Source organism: Streptomyces sp. AM6-12, from assembly GCF_044327085.1.
Lineage (GTDB): Bacteria > Actinomycetota > Actinomycetes > Streptomycetales > Streptomycetaceae > Streptomyces.
Genome location: NZ_JBIQWN010000001.1, coordinates 71,833 through 90,248, shown reverse-complemented (window position 1 = coordinate 90,248; position 18,416 = coordinate 71,833). Strand labels below are relative to the sequence as shown.

Sequence of the window (18,416 nt, the reverse complement as noted above, 5' to 3'; positions counted from 1 at the left end):
TCCGGTAGGGCTACGTGCCCGCTCACCCAGTCGGCAGACAGAGGAGGGTGGTGGGCACTTCAGTCGGCTGGGCCGACGAGGCCCGGTGCCCGCAGGACGGCGGCCGGGATGCCCCAGGCGTCGACGAGGCCGACGGCGAGGGGGCGCACCTTGCGGCAGAGGTCGTTCACCTCGCGGCTGATCGCCTTGGACCTCTGGACGGTCAGCCGGCCATGTTCCATGAACCAAGCGCGGTCGGCTTCGATGGTCGAGAGCGCGAACAGGTCCCGCAGCAGGCCCAGGGCATCCTTCTCGGCACCTTCGGGAAGAGCGCGCACCTTGTCGACGAAGGCTTCCGTGACCAGCCGTTCGACGTGGGCCCGGGCGAGGGCGATGACGTGGTCCTGGACATGCGAGAAGACCGCGCCGGGTTCGTCCTGCCGGTCTATGCGGCGCTTGATGCGGCGGGCGAGTCCGGCGAGCATGTGCTCCTCGCGGAAGCGGACCATGGCGAGCTGATACTCCGAGTCGAGGAGTCCGGCTTCCCGGTCCCATGCATCGCCGCCAGGCAGCAGGTCATGGACGCGTTCGAGGAGCTTGTGCGCCGAGGTCCGCTCGATGACGGTCTCGACGGCGAGGCCGGTGACGTAGCGGACCATGCCGAGCTGGTCGAGGTCCTCGAACTCGCTCGCGTGGTCGGTGAGCAGGCCCTTGGCCACGAGCTGGAGGAGCACGTGGTTGTCGCCCTCGAAGGTGGTGAAGACGTCGCTGTCGCGTTTGAGGGCGGCGAAGCGGTTCACGGCCAGGTAGCCGGCGCCGCCGCACGCCTCGCGGCACTCCTGGACGACGCGGGTGGCGTGCGAGGTGGCGAGAGCCTTTATGCCGGCGGCCCGCGACTCGAGGCGGCGCCGTGCCTGCGGGTCGTCGTCGACGCCGGAGAAGACCTCGTGCAGCTGGGCTCGTACGACGTCCTGGGCGAAGTGCAGTGCGTAGGTGCGGGCCAGGAGGGGCAGCAGCCGTCGCTGGTGGAGGCCGTAGTCGAGGAGTACCTGTTCCGCGGTGCCTGGAGACGCCTTGAACTGGCGTCGACGGTCCGCGTACTTGATGGCGACTGCCAGTGCGACCTTGGCGACGCCGACGCCAGCTCCGGCGACGCTGACCCGGCCCTGCACGAGGGTGCCGAGCATGGTGAAGAAGCGTCGGTCGGGGTTCTCGATGGCGCTCTCATAGACGCCTTCGGGAGTGACCCGGGCGAAGCGGTCGAGGAGCGCCTCGCGGGGGACGCGTACACCGTCGAAGCGGATGCGGCCGTTGTCGACGCCGTTGAGGCCCATCTTCCGGCCGTCGTCCTCGATGGAGACACCGGGCAGGACCCGGCCGCCGGACCGGAGGGGGACGACGAAGGCGTGGACGCCCTCACACCGGCCGTCCACCTCCAGCTGGGCGAAGACGACGGCGAGTTCGGCGTGGCGGGCGGCGTTGCCGATGTAGTCCTTGCGCGCCTGCTCGTCTGGGGTGGTGAGGACGAAATCCCGGTTCTCGGGGTCGTAGCGGGCGATGGTGCCGAGCGCCTGGACGTTGGAACCGTGACCCACCTCGGTCATGGCGAAGCAGCCCATCAGCTCTCCGGTCACGAGGCGCGGCAGGTACGTCTTGTGGTGGTGATCGGTGCCGAGATGCAGGATGGCTCCGCCGAAGAGCCCGAACTGGACGCCGACCTTCACGAGGACGGAGAGGTCACCGAACGCCAGGGTCTCGAAGGCGGCGATCGACGCGCCGACATCGTCCCCGCCACCATAGGCGGCGGGGAAGCCCATGCCGGTCTGACCGGTCGCGGCCAGCTGGACGACGACATCGCGGACCCTCTCGCGGAACGCGTCGATGCCGAGCGAGTCGGCCTCGTCGAGGACGGCGGCATGGGTGACCAGGTTCGTCCGGACGAGGTCCCGGATCTCGGCGTACTCGCCATCGAGGACCGCCCTGAGGGACGGCACGTCGATCCGGGGCTGGAGCGGGCCGATGGCGGGAACGGAAGTGTTTTCGGTGGCCATGCCGCTTCGCTACCCCGAGCCGCGACGATCAACCGGCACGGCCGCCCGGCGCCCGCGGCGGTCGGCACGGGGGCTCGGGACCGGTGCGCGGTTCACGCCAGGACGGGGAGATACGGGCACAGCCGCACCGACACAAGGGCGTCGAGCGCAGCGACGTAGTCGGACGGGACCGCGGCGCCCGGTCAGTGCCATCCATCCCATGCGGACCACCGCGTCACGGGCATCGGGGCGCCCGGCGGCGCTGCCGTATCCGCAGGAATCCTCGAGGTGGTCACGCACCGCCTGCACTACCTCGCGTTCGGGCGGCAGACCATGCGCGGCTGGTGCTGCGAGGCTCAGCCTGAACACGTCCTCCCCGGCAGCAGACGCGCGATCGGCTGCGGAGGGCGGCACCAGGTACCCGGTGCGTCCGAAGTCCCTGTCCGTGTACGTCTGCTTGACCGACATGTCGCGGTCACGAGCCGGTTCGACGAACACGGCGATGTACGGAGCAGTCGGGCGACGCCTCGTTCCGACGGGAGCACGGGCGAGTGCGCGGCTCAGCGTCCGTTCGAACGGCGCGAGTTCGCCGTCTGGCGGGCGGCGGCGGTGGCCCAGCGGCTGGCTCCGATGCAGGCGCGGTCGCCCACGACCGGGACGCCCCGGCGTTCACACATCCGGAAGAATCAGCTGGACCGGTCTCGGGCAGCGATCGAGTTCTCGCACGTCCGCGCGGCCCCACGGGGCACAGTGCCACGGGCCCCGGCCCTGGGCGCGGTGATCCGGTGGGCCGGGGCATGCTCGGGTCACCCCGATCCTGTGCCTGATCTCGGTGGCGTTCCTCGTGATCGGCACGTCACGATTCTCTAGCAGATGCTCTGGCTGTCGAGGGCGGCGTCCCAACCGCCTCCCGGATCGCCCCCGGTCGAGTACTGGTGCCAGTCCGAGTCGAAGAACACGCTGTTCTCCTGGCTGCCGTCCGAGTAGGCGGTACGTACCCAGGCCCGAGCCTGGAAGGACTTGGGCGCCGGGTAGTTGTCGATGGGCTGAGACGCACTGACGACGCCGTACCAGCGCTTGAATCCGTCGGAGTCACCGTGCGAGACGACGTGACCGTTCTGGTCGACGAGGTCGACCGCGAGCCACCAACCCGGGCCGGACGGGAAGTGGCAGTCCATGCTGTTGTAGTCGACGTCCAACTCCGCCCAGGTGGACCGTCGGCACGAGTCGTAGTAGAGAGTGATCGTCCCCAGCGGCCAACCGTCTCTGCTGTCGGTGAGCGTGCGCGAGCCGGCCATGGCGCTGGAGCCGCAGGCGTGGGCCGACGGGGATGATGCGACAACCCCGAGGCAGGTCATCGGCAGTACGACCGCGGCGGCGAGGGCCAGCCGGGTTGTTCCGATCAGAGGCACGAAAGAGGGCACGGTGTGCTCCTTGTCTGACGAAGGCCCCGGTCCGGGTCAGGCCCGGGGGAGGGGAGTGGCACGGCCGAGGACAGCCGGCACAGCCACAGCCCTCGGTTGGCGGTCAGGTCCAGTTCCCGTTCTGGGGCGCGTCCCCGTGCCGCCCGGCCGGGAGGGTCGGGGAGTAGTAGTCCCAGAGCAGGACGGGGTCCCCGTTCGTTCCCCCCTGTACTCCCGTGTCGGACGGGCAGGGCAGAGACTACGGCGGACGAAGGCGGTGCGAAGGACGCCGTTGCACAGTGAGGCGGCCCCTCCGGTGCCAGAGCGCACAGCGAGCCCCTCTGTCCGCCTGGCGGAGCCCCGGATACGCTCTGGCCGAACGGAGTCGGCAGTCTCTCGGGGGAGTGACATGCACGGTCATGATCCGCGTACGGCCACGACGGCACCGGCACCGGCTCGGCGGGCCGATGACGTGCTGGACATGCAGCGCGCGGCTCGAATGGGTGGCAGCGCGCTGCTGCTCCGCTGGCTGGCCGGCCGTACCGGGGCCGCCGTCCTCCTGGCGGACCGCTCGGGCGCTCCAGCCTGCCCGCCCCCGCAGCCCCTCGGCAGGGCCGAGCAGGATCTCGTGCTGCAAGGGATCCGGAAGGCCTCTGCTCGAGGGTGCAGGTCCGTGACCCTCGACGAGCAGGACCTCACGTGCGTCGTCCTTCCTCTCGACGGCCCACCAGGCGTTCGCGCGCCCTTCCTCGCGGCCGTGGTGGCACGGCCGATGCCCCCCGGCCTGCTGCTCCTGCTCGCGGACGCCGCATCCGGTCTCAGCCTGTGCTGGCAACTGGAGCGCACCCGGCAGCAGCAGCGTCGGCTCCGGGACGCCGACGCGCGGGTCCGGGAGGCCGTCGTGCACCTGCTGATGAACGGTCAGGTGACCACCGCACGCCTGGTCGCGGGGGCACTGCGGCCCGCGCTGCCCGATGTGCTGCGGCTCTACGTCATCGAGGGGCCGCACACGGTACGCAGGGCGGTCGCGGACACGTGGGCCAAGGCGGTCGACGGTGCGTGGGTCGTGCCGTGTCCCGTGTACGCCAACCATCTGGTGGTGCTCGCGCCGGCCGACTGCGCCTCTCCTGCCGGCATGGCCGTCGAGCCGGTCTGGCCTCGTTCGGTGGCGGAGACCTGCTGCATCGGGGTGAGTGACCCGGTGCCTTTACGGGACACCGCGATCGGCTACGCGCAGGCCTTCCACGCCCTGGCCGCAGCACGTCACAGTGCGGAGCGGCGTGCGACGTTCGCGAACCACCCCGACCTTGCCCTCACCATCGGGCCGGCCGCGGAGGCTTGGGCAGCGGTCTTCCTCGCGCCGATGCGTGCCTACCGTGCGCGGCGTCCGCAGGACCCGGACAGCGCGGAACTGCTGGCCACGACCGCGTCATGGCTCAGTTTCTCCTCCAAGGCGACGACCCATCTCAAGATCCACCGCAACACCCTGGCGGCGCGTCTCACCCTTGTGCAGAGGTTATCGGGCCTTGACCTGGAGCGGTTGTCCGACCAGGCCGCACTGGCTCTCGCACTTCGTGTGATCGGCGCGGGCAGCCCCTCCCAGCCGGAGCACCGCACGGCAGGTGCCGTGGGACGGGCTCCCACCTTGGACGGACTTCTTGCGCTGCCCCACGTCGTGGCGTGGGCGCACCGACAGTTCGGTCCCGTACGAGCACCGGGCGTCCCGGTCTCGGTAGCGCGGACGCTCACCACGTGGCTCCGCCTCGATGGACGCATCGTGCCGACCGCTGCCGCGCTGTCCGTCTCGGCATCGGCGGTACGCAAGCGCCTGGAACGGAGCGAAACATTGCTCCAACGCTCCCTGCTGCGTTCCCCCAGTGCCGTCCACGACCAGTGGCTGGCACAACGGGCCCTTGACCTGGCCGAGGGGAGCGCAGTCCCACATACCGCTTCATCGGCCACCACGGCGGACACATGACCCCGCCGCGTCTCCGGTGGGCTGCGGCTGGCCCGGCGCGTCGGCGTCGGGCCCACGTACGGCGGCAGCCCGCGGCGCGGCCGTCAGGGGGTGAGGACGACCTTCTCGCAGTGGTCCTTCTTGTTCTTGAACAGGTCGTAGCCGGTCGGTGCCTCGGTCAGCGGCAGCCGGTGCGTGATGACCCGGGTGGGGTCGATCTTGCCCTGCTCGATCAGGCCCAGCAGCGGTTTCATGTACTTCTGCACGTGGCACTGTCCGGTGCGCAGGGTCAGGGACCTGTTCATCCAGGCACCAGCGGGGAACTTGTCGATCAGCCCGCCGTAGACGCCGATGACCGACACCACGCCTCCGCTGCGGCAGGACAGAATGGCCTGCCGCAAAGCGTGTGGCCGGTCGGTCTCGGAGCGGACCGCCTGCTTGGCGCGGTCGTAGAGGTGGATGTGCGAGGCGCCATGAGTGGCCTCCAGGCCGACCGCGTCGATGCACTTGTCGGGGCCCCGGCCGCCGGTGAGTTCGAGCAGCGCCGAGCGTACGTCGGTGTCCTCGAAGTTGATGGTCGTGTATCCCTGGGCGGCCGCCATGTCGAGCCGGTAGGTCTCCTTGTCGATCGCGATGACCTCCTGCGCGCCCAGGACCCGTGCGCTGTCCATGGCGAACTGGCCGACCGGACCGGCGCCCCAGACGGCGACGACATCACCTTCCTGGATGTCGCACATGTCGGCGCCCATGTACCCGGTCGGCAGGATGTCGGACAGGAACAGCACCTGCTCGTCGGTGAGGTCCGACTCGATCTTGAGGGCGTTGGCATCGGCCAGCACCACGCGGGCGTACTCGGCCTGACCGCCGGCGAAACCGCCGGTGAGGTGGGAGTAGCCGTAGATGCCGGCGGTGTGATGGCCGAAGAACTTCTCCGAGATGCCGGCGTTGGGGTTGGTGTTCTCGCAGCACGAGTACAGCTCCGCGCGGCAAGACGCGCAGGCGCCGCAGGCGATGGGGAAGGGTACGACGACCCGGTCACCGACGCGCAGTCCGCTGTCGCTGATGCCGGGGCCCACCTCGACGATCTCTCCCATGAACTCGTGGCCCATGATGTCGCCCTTTTCCATGGTGGGCACGTAGCCGTCGAGCAGATGGAGGTCGGAGCCGCAGATCGCCGTCGAAGTGATCTTCACGATGGCGTCGCGGCTGTTAAGGATCGACGGTTCGGGGACGTCCTGCACCTCGACCGAGTTGCGTCCAGCCCAGCAGTTGGCCTTCATGCCAGGGCCTCCTTCAGTTCGTCCTCGGTCAGTGGCCGGGCCGGGTGCTGCGGGAATTCGCCGCGGGCCTGCTTGCCGCCGGGCGCGCCCTCGGAGCGGACGACCTCGCCGGTCTCCGCGATCTGCTTGAAGCGGCGGAGGTCGTCGTCCAGTTGCTGGTGCGGTTCCTCGCCGAAGTAACGCGCCGCGGCCTTGCCCAGCGCTCCGCCGGGCAGTTCGTAGCGCAGGGTCACCCGGATCTCGGTGCCCCGGCCGCCGGGGGCGGGCATGAAGCGGACGTCGCCTGAGTTGTCGATGTCGGCGCCGTCCACCGACTGCCAGGCGATCAGCCGACCGGGGACGTCCTGGGTGGTCTCGGCGTCCCATTCGACAGTCTTGCCGAACGGTGCGCTGGCTTGCCAGTGAGTGGTGCGCGGGCCGGTGACGCGCACCTCGTCCAGGTGCGCCATGAAGTCGGGCAGTCGCTTCAGGTCCTTCCAGAGGGCGTAGACCTCGTCCGGGGGTTCGGCGACGGTGGTGGCCGCGGTCAGTTCCATGGGGGTGCTCCTACGGGTGCGGGTCACGGCCGCGTAGACGTCCGTGACCGTGATGGCTGTGACCGCGGCGGTCGCGGCAACAGTGCGGCCGAGACCACGACCGTTGTGGTTCCTGAGAGCTTGGGCCAGCATCGTGAGATCCATGAGATCGCCGCCGACGCGGCCCCAGAGCCAGGCGGGATGCGGCCGCCCCAGCAGCCCGGTCGCCGCCGCGAGCTCGCGCACACCGACCACGGTCGTGGCCGAGCGATGCCGGAAGGTGCCGTCCACGCCCAGGACGTGGGCGAAGCCCGCCGGCGCGACGACCTGCGGCACGCCCAGGAGCGCGCTGGCCCAGCCCAGTCCCCGCACGAGCGGATCGTGCCTGAGGCGGGAGGTGGAGCGGATATCCGTGTTCATGACTGCTCCCCACGTGCGGTGACGTGACCGGAAGGCGGGTCGCTTGACCAGAGGGCGACGGCACAGCGGACAACGCAGGGGTTTCCGCGGACTCCGCCCCCAATCCTCGGTTGCGGCGCTTCGTGGCCGGGCGGGGCGGCCCCGCCGTTCCTACCACCGCGCCGAACGCGTCCGACCGACGCTGCCCAGTCTCACGGGATCGCAGGCGACGGCCTACCAGCCCTGGCCGCAGCCGGGGCTGGAATTCCGGTGGTCGGCCGGCCCGGCCCGAGGGCGGTGGGCCCCCGGCTCTCTACTGTTTGTGGCCGTTGCCGTGTCCGTTCGGATGCAGGACGACCTTGGTCCAGCCCTCGTCGCGGGCGTCGAAGTGCTCGTAGGCGGTGGGGGCCTCGTCCAGGCCGAGCTCGTGGGAGACGACGAAGCTCGGCTCCGCCTTCCCGCCGGCGATCAGGTCCCGCAGCGCCCGGTTGTACTTCTTCACCGGCGCCTGCCCGGTCCCCATCCGCTGGCCCTTGAACCACATCATGCCGAAGTCGATCGGGACCTTGCCCTGGGCCTCCAGCTCGCCCTGGGCCTCCTGGCCGCCGGGGTCCTGGGGCAGGAACACGCCCACCACGCCGATGTCGCCGGTGAACCTGACCGCGTCGATCAGGCCGTTGAGCGTGAGGCTGGCGTCCTCGTGGCCCTGGGGATCGTGCGCCTGGTAGCCGACGCACTCGCAGCCGTTGTCGGCACCCAGACCGAGGGTGGCCTCCTTGACGACCTCCGCGGGGTCCTGCTCGGCGGTGTTGATCGGGATGGCCCCGATCTCCTCCGCCTTGCGCAGCCGGTCGGGCTGGTGGTCGGCCGTCCAGACGCGGCCGGCGCCCTTGAGGAGGGCGGAGTAGGTCGCCATCAGCCCGACGGGACCGGCCCCGAAGACGATGGTCTGGTCGCCCGGTTTGACGTGGGCCATCTCGGTGGCGTGGTAGCCGGTGGGGAAGATGTCGGCGAGCATCACGTAGTCGGTCTGCCGCTCGGCGGCGTCCTCGCCCAGCCGCAGCGCGTTGAAGTCGCCGTAGGGCACGCGCAGCAGCTCCGCCTGGCCGCCCTGGTAGGGGCCCATGTCGGCAAAGCCGTAGGCGGCTCCGGCGAGGGCCGGTTCCGGCTGCATGGTCAGGCAGTAGTTGGTCAGGCCCTGCTCGCACTGCTTGCAGAAGCCGCAGGCGATGTTGAAGGGCAGGACCACGTACTCGCCGACCTGGACCTTGCGGACGGCCGGGCCGACCTCCACCACCTGGCCCAGGTTCTCGTGTCCCAGGGTCCGGCCGGACTCGAACGAGGTGCGGCCCTCGTACATGTGGAGGTCCGAACCGCAGATGTTGGTGGTGGTTATCTTGACGATGATGTCGCAGGGGTGTTCGATCTTCGCGTCCGGTACGTCCTTCACCGCAACCGTTCGCGGTCCTTCATATACCGCTGCTTTCATGATGACTTCTCTCGGTGCCGTGGCACGGCCACGGCACGGCGATCAGCGAGACGGCACGAAAAGCCTCAACTCCAGGAAATCGCCATGCGACGTCCGTGGCCGGCTCCGGCGCGCCTCTGCGGGCCGTGCACCCGAATCGGATGGACGGTGGAACCGCCACCGGCTCGCCATACGGAGCTTCGGCACTCCAGTGGCGTGCTGTGCGGGTCCCCGTCGGTGGCCGGCGTAAAACAGCCATACGATGCACCGGCGATGACACAGGACGGTTGCCGGTGGTGTGACCCGATGCGTGGCCCGAAATCTCCGTCGGCACGGTGCCAGTCGTACCAGCCCCCTTCAGTGTCTCGGGCCGTGAGCCAGCCGACTGCGGAGGACGACGGCCGGACCGGTCACCACAGAGGGCCTGCCCGCCGCGACGAGTGTCTCGGCCGGGCCGAGGTCCGGCTCGCGCGTCCGCGTCCTGCTCGCCGCCCTCGGCGTCGAGACCACGGGCTGACGGCCCTCCGCCAGGGGAGCCGAACGCGCCTGTAGGGCAGAAGAGTTGATGTGTGCGGGCAGATGCCCGCGCGGGCCGGCGCGGCCCGCCGTCGCTCAGTTTCCCAATGACGACGGGGGCACCGAGAAGGCGCGGGAGAAGGCGTAGGAGAACGCGGCCGGGGAGGAATAGCCGAGCAGCGCCGACACCTGCGTCACGGACTTGTGGCGCAGCAGCGGGATGGCGGCCAGCAGTCTGGCCCTGGACCGCCAGGCCGCGGGACTCACGCCCGTCAGCCGCCGGAAGCCGCGTGTGAAGGCGCGTTCGCTCATCGAGGCGGCCCGCGCCCACATGGCGTTCGTCACCGCGATGTCCGGGCCGGCCAGATAGCTGCGGCACAGCTCGTCGAAGGGGGCCTCGTGCGGCAGGACGATGTGCAGGGGCACCTCGGTGAGCGTCGCCAGCTCGCAGAGGACCAGCGCGACGAGCGCGCCGTCCCGGTCGCGGGCCGCGTAGTCGGCGTCGAGGTCGGCGGCGGCCAGGAGCAGTTCGCGCAGCAGCGGTGCCACCTCGACCACCCGGCAGGAACGCGGCCACCACGGCACCGCCCCCGGCTCGATGTACAGGCTCGACGTGCGCACGTCCAGCATCCGCACCTGGTGGCGCGTTCCGGGCGGGATGAGCACGGCCCGCTCGCCCGGCACCGTCCAGGCCCCCTCGCCGGTCTCCACCAGCATCGTCCCGGTGGCTGCGTACAGGAACTGCGCACGCCGGTGCTCGTGCCAGGTCAGCAGGGTGCCGGGCGGGTAGTCGGTCGCGATCGGGAGCACCTCGGCGGGCAGGTGGTCCAGCTCGGCGAGGGAGACATTGCGCATTCCGCCAGCCTAGGGCCGAAAGTCGAAAGCATCGGGTCTGCCTTCGATTGTCGGCATCCGGATCGCCCGCTGAACTTGACCGGGTGACTGTCGTACTCCTTCTCGCCATCGGCGTCCTGACCGGGCTGACCACCGTGCTCTTCGGGTTCGGCGGCGGCTTCGTCACCGTTCCGGTCGTCGTCTGGGCCGACGCCGCCGCGGGCCCGGCCGCCTCGACGGTCGCCGTGGCGACGTCCTCCCTCGTCATGGTCGTCAACGCGGCCGTCGCCACCGCCGCCACGCCGAAACCACTGCTGACCGGCCTACGGCACCGCCTCCCGCTGCTGGCGCTGCTCGGCGCCGGAGGGCTCGCCGGGGCCTACGCGGCGACGTTCGCACCCCCGAGGCTGATCACCTGGGGCTTCGTCCTCTACCTGGCAGCCACTCTCGTCGACGTCCTCGTACGGCCGGGCTTCCTCCGCCCCGCGCACGACGGCCCGGCCGGGGACAGCACCGCCGCCGTCCCCGCCGCGCTCGGCCTGCTGATCGGCTCGGTGGCCTCTTTCCTCGGCGTCGGCGGCAGCGTGCTGACGGTGCCGCTGCTGCGCCGCTCCGGGCTGCCGATGGCCGCCGCCACCGCACTCGCCAATCCCCTCACCTTCTGCATCAGCGCCCCCGCCTGCGCGATCTTCCTGACGACGGCCCCCGCGGCGGGCGACACGGTGGACACCGATGCGCTCCTGCTCGCCGCCGGTTCGGTCGACCTCGGGGCCGTCGCACTGCTCCTGCTGGGGGCCGTGCCCGTCATCGTTCTGCTGCGCCGCAGGCCGCCCCGTATCGCAGACCGGGTCCACGCCCGGGGCTACATCGCCCTGCTGGCCCTCGTTCTCACCGCCATGCTGCTCCGCCTCCCGTGACCTCGAGGACGCCGGCACCCGCGGCGCGGGCGCTCCCCAGCCGTCCGCGTACAGCACCCGTCCGACCGCCTCGGTGTCGAGGAGGGGGCGAGCAGACGCCGGTGGGTGAGCGGGGGATCCTCGCGCGCGGCGCCCAGCCGCACCGGTTCGGCGTCGCTACGTCGTTGCCGCCTGGCTGCACAAGAGGTCCTGCCGTTGCCGGGCGGACCGAGGCACCTCGCGATCGGGCCGGCCGCTACCCGACGGCGCATCAGTCAACGGCACACCTGACCCTAGGACCAGAAGACCCGTGTCGAGTGCCGGGACCGCGGCCGTCTGTCGAGTCGGCCCATCGGATGACCTCTTTGCCCTCGGTGACCATCACGGCTACCGAGTCCATGCCGCGATCAGGGCTGGTTGATGCCGGAGCTCATTCCCCGAGGCGGCACAGCGCTTGCATGGCCTCGCGCTTCAGCCGTGAGAGGTCACCGAGGACCGAGCCAGCCTGGACGAGATACTGCGTATCGCCCGATCGACCAGCCGTCGTGATCAGTGCTGCTACTTCCGTCCACAGGCCGGCCGCCTCGCTGTACAGCGTGTGTCCGGTGCGCAGGTGGCTGCTGTCGAGCAGCTCGGTGCATTCGGCGAGGAAGCCGCGGTAGAGATTGCGGAACAGGGCGCCGCCGGTGCCGGCCTTCTCCATCAGCAGGGCGGCCTGTGGCAGGTCCCGTTCCGCGTCGGCGGTGCGCCGCAGCCATGCGCGCACCAGCCTGCCGACCTTCTCGACACCCCGGTGACCGAGGTTGGCGATGGGCGGGTTGAGGAAGGCGTTCGCGCAGGCGGTGATTGCGGGGACGAGCTGTTCCTGCGGGGCGTGCAGGTTCCTCGGAACGTTGCGAAGGAAGGAGCGGTGCTTGGCAGTCATCGGGCCGCGTGCGGCCCGCGCCCCGGCCGGCGTCAACAGAGGCCGCCACGTTCTCCCGTGCCTTCCGTGGGGAGGTGGTCTCCTGGACCAGGAGCTCCAGCCCGATCCTGACTGCCAGGTTTCTGGCGAGATCGAATGCTTGACCCGCCCCCCGAGGAAGGGAAAGCCCGCACCCGTGCGCGAGGCGTATCTCGTCGGACCGGTGGACGCACCGCGAGAAGAACTGATGACCCGAGTGGTCATCCCGGTCCGGGAGAGCATGGCATGACCACGGTGATCGACATCGACGCCCGCGGTGCGCAGCACTGCGAGACGACAACCTTGGGGGTGCTGCTGAGGCACCAGGGTCTTGATCCGTCCGAGCCCATGCTGTTCGGTCTGGGATCCGGTCTGTCCTTCATCTACTGGAGCGGCAAGAACAGGAGTCGGAAGTGCCCCAAGGCCCCCCGCCGGATTCCGGCTGGTCCGGTCAAGGGAGCCGTGTCGTCGGCGAACCAAGGGTGCAACCCGGGGCCGCCCCGAATATCCCCAGTTCACCAGGGTCAACGTCAGCCGATCAGGCGTCCGGTGGGCCTCGGCCCCGGCCGCTCCACCATCACGTCGGCCGCCCGCACCGCGAACTTCGTTTTCAGAAACCGCTGTTGGCCTCGTTGACACCCCGTGAGCCCAGGCGTTTCACTCGACACCTGTGTATGGCAACGTTGTCAGGCAGCCGACCGAGGCGCCCGGCACCGAGGCCTTCACCGATGTCCAGCCCTTCGGCACATCAGCACCTGTGCGAAGCACGAAACGCTGCGGAGGCAACCGATGGTCCGACCCCGACGTTCAGCTGCGCCACGTGGTCGAAAGAGATTCCGCCAACGTCTGACCCTGATCTCCGTCCTGGGCCTCGCGGCATTCCCGCTCCCGGCGATCGGGGGCGCGTACGCCGCGAGTGCCGCGCCGCCTGCCCTGGTGAAAGATGCCGCGTCCCTCGTCAACCCGCTGATCGGCACCTCCGGAGAGGTGGACACCTTTCCCGGCCCCGACATGCCGGCCGGCATGGTGCAGTGGGGTCCGGACACGACGCCCGACCGGCCCTCGGGCGGCGGTTACGAGTACGACGACAAGAAGATCTCGGGCTTCAGCCTCACCCATGTCTCAGGGCCCGGCTGCGGTGTCGCGGGTGACGTGCCCGTCCTTCCGGTGACCGGCACGCTCTCCGGCAACCTCGGCAACGCGTCCGTGGGCTTCAGCCACGGCGACGAGCAGACCGGCATCGGGTCGTACGAGGTCACCGACGCGAACGGCGTCACCACCAGGCTGACCGACACCACCCGAGCCGGCCTGGGCTCCTTCACCTTCCCGGCGGGCAGTCAGGCGAACCTGCTGTTCAAGCTCAGCGGTGGCGCCACCCAGGTGGACGGGACCCGCGTCCAGGTGGTGAACAAGAAGGAAATCAAAGGCTCCGTGGACAGCGGCCACTTCTGCGGCGCCAAGAACCGGTACACCCTGCACTTCGACATCAAGTTCGACCAGCCGTTCACCGGCAGCGGTACCTGGGTCGGCGGTACCATCAACCCCGACGCGACTTCGCTGAAGGCGGGCGAGGTCAGGCAGAGCGCGCGGCCGCACCCGTCGAAGCGACTGAAGGAACAGCATTTCACCGTGCCCGCGGCCCCCTCCCCGACCGTGCACGGTAGCGCTCGTACGCCCTCCGGCACGCCGTCCCCGGCCCCGAGCACCGGCGCCACACCCTCGCCGTCTGCCACGGGCAAGACCACCCAACCGCCCACCTCGGGTGCGAACGGGATGTACCTGACCTTCGACACCTCCTCGAACCCCACGGTGAAGGCGAAGGTCGGCATCTCGTACACCAGTGACGCGGGCGCGGCGGACAACCTCACCACCGAGATCGGGAACTGGAACCTCGACGCGGTGGAGCGGGCGAACCACGACGCCTGGAACGCGGTGCTGGACAGGATCCGGATCGGCGGTGGCACCAGGGACCAGCAGGTGCAGTTCTACACGGCCCTCTACCACGCGCTGCTGCACCCCAACGTCTTCTCGGACGACGACGGCCAGTACATGGGCATGGACAACCAGGTCCACAAGCTGGCCAGGGGACAGCGGGCCCAGTACGCCAACTACTCGGGCTGGGACACCTACCGCTCCCAGACCCAGCTGATGGCGATGGCCGAGCCCAAGGTCACCAGCGACGTCGTCACCTCGATGCTCAACGGCTACGACCAGACGGGCCTGCTCCCCAAGTGGGCCTCCAACAACGGCGAGAGCTACGTCATGGTCGGCGACCCGGCGGCCGGCATCATCGCCGACGCGTACGCCTTCGGCGCCCGCAGCTTCGACACGGACAAGGCGCTCGCCGCCCTCCAGCACGAGGCCACCGCCCCGAACAACGACCGCCCCGGCGAGTCGGTACGGGACGCCAAGGGCTACCTCCCGCTGGACGAGAAGGACTACGGGTGCTGCAACTTCTACGGCCCGGTCTCCACCCAGCTGGAGTACGACTCCGCCGACTACGCCCTCGCCGCCTTCGCCAAGTCGCTCGGCGAAAAGGCCGTTTACCAGAAGTTCGCCACCCGCGCCCAGGACTGGATGAACGTCTTCAACCCGCAGACCGGGTACATGCAGGCCAAGGACAAGGACGGCCGGTTCGCAGCCGGGTTCACCCCGGGCACCTCCAACGGCTTCGTCGAAGGCACGTCGGCCCAGTACACGCCGATGGTCCCGTTCAACCTCAAGCAGCTCATCCAGGCGCGCGGCGGAGAGCAGGCGTACTCGTCCTACCTGGACAGCCTGCTCGACAACATCACGGACCCGGGCGACACCGACGCCAACCTGAGCAACGAGCCCAGTGTGGAGATCCCCTGGGAGTACGACTACACGGGTCAGCCGTGGAAGACCCAGGAGGCCGTCCGCGCCGCCCAGCGGGACCTGTACTTCAACGCCCCGGTCGGCTCGTTCGGCAACGACGACCTGGGCGCGATGAGCTCCTGGTACGTCTGGTCCGAGCTGGGCATGTATCCGGAGACCCCGGGCACGGACACCCTCGTGCTCGGCAGCCCGGCCTTCCCGGTGGCGCAGGTGACGCTCGCGGGCGGCAGGACGGTGCGGATCAACGCGCCGCAGGCGGCGCCCGACGCGCCGTACGTGCGGTCCCTCGACGTAAAGGGCAAGGAGTGGAACGCCCCCTGGCTGACGTACGGGCAGTTCAAGGGCGCGGGCGCCCTGGACTTCACCCTCGGTACCCAGCCGGACAAGTCCTGGGCCTCCGACCCGTCGGCGGTGCCGCCGTCGGACACCACGGGCGGGGACCGCGTCCTGGCGGCCGCGTCCGGTCCGGCCGGCGACGGCCTGGTGCTCCAGCCGGGCGCCTCCGGGGACGGCACGCTAGGGCTCACCAACCTCGGCGGCAAGGACGTCACCGTCGACTGGAAGGCGACGGCGCCATCGGGTGTCACGCTCGAGTCGGCGTCCGGCTCGCTGAAGGTGCCCGCCTCGGGCAGCGCCGAGGCGAAGGTCCACGTCACGGCGGGCACGAGCGAGGGGACGTTCCCCGTCGCCTTCACGCTGACCGACCACGACACCGGTGCGGCGCTGAACGGTGCGGCCCTCCGGGTCGCCGTGGCCAAGGCCGGGGAACTTTGGCCGTACGACACCAACGAGGGCATCTACCCCGACGGCACGACCTTCTCGGGCGGCTTCGACAACGGCGGCTGGGCGTTCTCCCAGAACGCGCTGTCGGCGGCCGGTGCCACGAGCGGTTCCACCCTCACGGTCGACGGCGTCTCCTACACCTGGCCGACGGTGGCGTCCGGACAGCTGGACAACCTGGAGATGGCCGGTCAGACCATCCCGATGCCGGCCGGGACGTCGGGAGCGTCACTGGGTCTGCTGGGCACGGCGACCAACGCGCCGACTGACGGCAGCGGCGTCTCGGGCACGCTGACCGTCACCTACACCGACGGCACCACCGCCAAGGCGGTGGTCGGGTTCTCGGACTGGACGCTCAACGCCGGTTCCACGAAGCCGATGTCGGGCGATACCACGGCCCTCACGACTGGTTACCGGAACACCGGCAGCGGCGGCCGGGACGGCGTGAAGACCTATGTCTTCGCCACGAAGGTCCCGCTCGACACGGCCAAGCAAGTGGCCTCGATCACCCTGCCGGTGACGGGTTCGTCGGGCAGCGAGCACCTGTTCGCCTACGGCTTCGGCCGGTGAGGCCTGGAGGGAGCTGACGACGGTGGGCCGGCCCCGGCGGCACGAGCCGCGGGGCCGGCCACCCGGCGCGTGCCGCCGCGGTGCGCGTGGGCGAACCCCGGCCCGCCGCACCGGAGCCTCAACGCTGTGACGCCCGCCTCGCTCGGCTCGACACCCGCCATCACCACTGCGGACATACCGCACCCGCAGGCGAGCCACCCGCGGGCCGCATCCCCGGCCTCGCGGACCGGAACTACCGCAGCGTGCCCGGCAGTTGGGGTCAAACGCGCAGGAGCCGGCGGGCATTGCCCGAGGCGATCTTCTGCTTGTCGGTGTCCGGGAGACGGGTCCGTTCGAGGGCGGTGACGGCCGCACCTGTTTTCTCGTAGGGGTAGTCGGCGGCGAACAGCACGCTGTCCGCACCGAGCACGTGCACGAGTGCTTCGATCGCGGCCGGGGACAGCACACCGCTGGTCGTGGCGAGCACGTTCCTCCCGAAGTACTCGGACGGCTGGTGCCGCAGCGGGCGCGGCACGGTGAGGGTCGCGTAGCGCGAGTCGAAGCGGGAGAGCTGGAAGGGGAGGAATTCGCCGGCGTGCCCGAGCATCATCGTCGCCTGCGGATGCCGGTCGAACACCCCGGACATGATCACACGCATGGCGTGCCCGCCGGTGGCGGCCTGCCAGCTCCACAACGCGCCGTCCAGCTCGGGATGGGCGTCGAGGACGCGCCAGCGGTCGGCGGGCGGCATGCCGGGGTGCAGGTACAGCGGTACACCGAGTTCGCTCAGCGTGGCCCAGACCCGGTCGAACGAGGGGTCGTCGAGGTATCGGCCCTGGATGTGGTCGTTGACGAGCGCTCCCTTGAACCCGAGGCGTTCGACGGTCCGGCGCAGCTCCGTGACGGCGGCGGCCGGGTCCTGCAACGGGAGCGCCGCGAAGGCGGCGAACCGGCCAGGGTGGGCGTCGACGATCTCGGCGAGGTGGTCGTTGACGTACCGGGCGTTGTCCACTGCACGGACCGGATCGGTTTCCGCTTCGATGCCCGGGACGGTGAGGGAGAGCACCTGTACGACGATGCCGTTGGCGTCCATGTCGGGCAGCCGAAACCGCGTGACGTCGGGCAGCCGGGCGGCCATGTCCGCGAGGAAAGCCGGTTCGATGTTGTCCGGCAGCGGCGTCGGCGGCCGCCGGTCTGCCAGGCCCGGGATCGCGATGGCCTCCTCGACGGCGATGTATTCGCGCATCAGGCGCGTCCCACCGGGACGAGGATCCCCGCCGCGCGGGTCGGCCGTTCGGCCTCGTCGAGCATCAGCGCCGCGACGGTGGCTCGGGAGGCGTGCGGCGGCAGGACGGGCTTCGCGTACTCCTCCAGCGGGATGTTGCGGCGCCTGGTGCTGACGCCGCCGGCCCACAGGTCGGGGGCGTGGAAGACGGTCGCGCCGCTGTCGAGGGCGATCGAGTCCGCGGCGGCCTTCTCCGCCAGCTCCTCGCCGACGAAGGCTTTCATGACCCACTGGTAGATCCCGCCGCCGGCGCCGACGGAGGAGCCGGAGCCGAGCGCGCCGAGCCACAGCGTGCGTACCGGGACGTCGGCGAGGACCCTCGCGCCGGCGACGAGCGTTCCCTGGGCCTCGCCCTTGCCGATGCCCAGGGCGGAGACGACCACGTCGACGTCCCTCAGCTCCGGGAACGCGGCGGGGACGGTGACGTCAGCCTGGCGGATCTCGACGGTCGGCTGCCCGTGCATCGGGCGGGTCTCCGGTCGGCGAACCAGCGCGACGACCTCGTGCCCGCGTCGAAGGGCTTGCTCGACGACGAGGCGGCCGACCCTGCCGGTCGCCCCGAGTACGGCGATGCGCATGCTTCCTCCCCAAATAACTAAACAACTGTTGGTTATGTAAGTGAACAAGTGTTGGTAACCCGTGTCAAGGCAGAAGGCCGGAAGGCGGGGGAGTTGGAAGCCGGCGCACGGCCAGCAGTACAGTGAACGACTGTTGCCGAACGCCGGG

Annotated in this window: 11 protein-coding genes and 2 pseudogenes; 4 read left to right on the top strand and 9 right to left on the bottom strand. The window is 70.3% G+C overall.

The features are described 5' to 3' along the window. Nucleotides 1–59 precede the first annotated feature (59 nt). On the bottom strand, nucleotides 60–2,030 hold the full coding sequence (locus ACE4Q9_RS00440; protein WP_397982164.1) for an acyl-CoA dehydrogenase: 1,971 nt from the start codon (nucleotides 2,028–2,030) through the stop codon (nucleotides 60–62). A gap of 845 nt (nucleotides 2,031–2,875) precedes the next feature. Beyond that, nucleotides 2,876–3,433, bottom strand: coding sequence for a hypothetical protein (locus ACE4Q9_RS00435; RefSeq protein WP_397982163.1), 558 nt, complete (start codon nucleotides 3,431–3,433; stop codon nucleotides 2,876–2,878). A gap of 652 nt (nucleotides 3,434–4,085) precedes the next feature. Here ACE4Q9_RS00435 and ACE4Q9_RS00430 point away from each other — a divergent pair. Beyond that, entirely contained in the window at nucleotides 4,086–5,390 is a 1,305-nt protein-coding gene (locus tag ACE4Q9_RS00430) for a helix-turn-helix domain-containing protein (protein WP_397982162.1), read from the top strand. An 83-nt stretch (nucleotides 5,391–5,473) separates the two neighbouring features. On the opposite strand, the gene ACE4Q9_RS00425 is transcribed toward ACE4Q9_RS00430, so the two are convergent. The 4 genes from ACE4Q9_RS00425 to ACE4Q9_RS00410 form a co-directional block, all read right to left on the bottom strand. Next, on the bottom strand, nucleotides 5,474–6,649 hold the full coding sequence (locus tag ACE4Q9_RS00425) for a zinc-dependent alcohol dehydrogenase (protein ID WP_397982161.1): 1,176 nt from the start codon (nucleotides 6,647–6,649) through the stop codon (nucleotides 5,474–5,476). Beyond that, the gene (locus tag ACE4Q9_RS00420) at nucleotides 6,646–7,584 is read right to left on the bottom strand and encodes an SRPBCC family protein (RefSeq protein WP_397982160.1); all 939 of its coding nucleotides are present in this window, start codon (nucleotides 7,582–7,584) and stop codon (nucleotides 6,646–6,648) included. Before ACE4Q9_RS00420 ends, ACE4Q9_RS00425 begins: the two co-directional genes overlap by 4 nt. 292 nt (nucleotides 7,585–7,876) lie before the next feature. After that, nucleotides 7,877–9,052 carry a glutathione-independent formaldehyde dehydrogenase gene (locus tag ACE4Q9_RS00415; RefSeq protein ID WP_397982159.1) on the bottom strand — a complete coding sequence of 392 codons (1,176 nt, stop codon included), beginning with the start codon at nucleotides 9,050–9,052 and terminating at the stop codon, nucleotides 7,877–7,879. A 591-nt stretch (nucleotides 9,053–9,643) separates the two neighbouring features. After that, entirely contained in the window at nucleotides 9,644–10,402 is a 759-nt protein-coding gene (locus ACE4Q9_RS00410) for an AraC family transcriptional regulator (protein ID WP_397982158.1), read from the bottom strand. A gap of 83 nt (nucleotides 10,403–10,485) precedes the next feature. Between ACE4Q9_RS00410 and ACE4Q9_RS00405 the strand changes: the two genes are divergently transcribed. Further along, nucleotides 10,486–11,298: a TSUP family transporter gene (locus ACE4Q9_RS00405; RefSeq protein WP_397982157.1), complete on the top strand. Its 813-nt coding sequence runs from the start codon at nucleotides 10,486–10,488 to the stop codon at nucleotides 11,296–11,298. A gap of 409 nt (nucleotides 11,299–11,707) precedes the next feature. Here the strand turns inward: ACE4Q9_RS00405 and ACE4Q9_RS00400 are convergent. Further along, nucleotides 11,708–12,445, bottom strand: a pseudogene (locus tag ACE4Q9_RS00400) (DUF4872 domain-containing protein). A 21-nt stretch (nucleotides 12,446–12,466) separates the two neighbouring features. Between ACE4Q9_RS00400 and ACE4Q9_RS00395 the strand changes: the two are divergent. After that, nucleotides 12,467–12,622 (top strand): annotated as a pseudogene (locus tag ACE4Q9_RS00395) (BtrH N-terminal domain-containing protein); the annotation flags it as partial. A 534-nt stretch (nucleotides 12,623–13,156) separates the two neighbouring features. Continuing rightward, nucleotides 13,157–16,426: a lectin gene (locus ACE4Q9_RS00390; RefSeq protein ID WP_397982156.1), complete on the top strand. Its 3,270-nt coding sequence runs from the start codon at nucleotides 13,157–13,159 to the stop codon at nucleotides 16,424–16,426. Nucleotides 16,427–16,685: 259 nt separating this feature from the next. Here the strand turns inward: ACE4Q9_RS00390 and ACE4Q9_RS00385 are convergent, their stop codons facing one another. Both ACE4Q9_RS00385 and ACE4Q9_RS00380 read right to left on the bottom strand, forming a co-directional pair. Then, entirely contained in the window at nucleotides 16,686–17,651 is a 966-nt protein-coding gene (locus tag ACE4Q9_RS00385) for an amidohydrolase family protein (RefSeq protein WP_397982155.1), read from the bottom strand. Continuing rightward, nucleotides 17,651–18,268 (bottom strand): NAD(P)-dependent oxidoreductase, encoded by a 618-nt coding sequence (locus tag ACE4Q9_RS00380; RefSeq protein ID WP_397982154.1) that lies wholly within the window; start codon nucleotides 18,266–18,268, stop codon nucleotides 17,651–17,653. The genes ACE4Q9_RS00385 and ACE4Q9_RS00380 overlap by 1 nt, the downstream gene beginning before the upstream one ends. Between the last annotated feature and the right edge of the window lie 148 nt (nucleotides 18,269–18,416).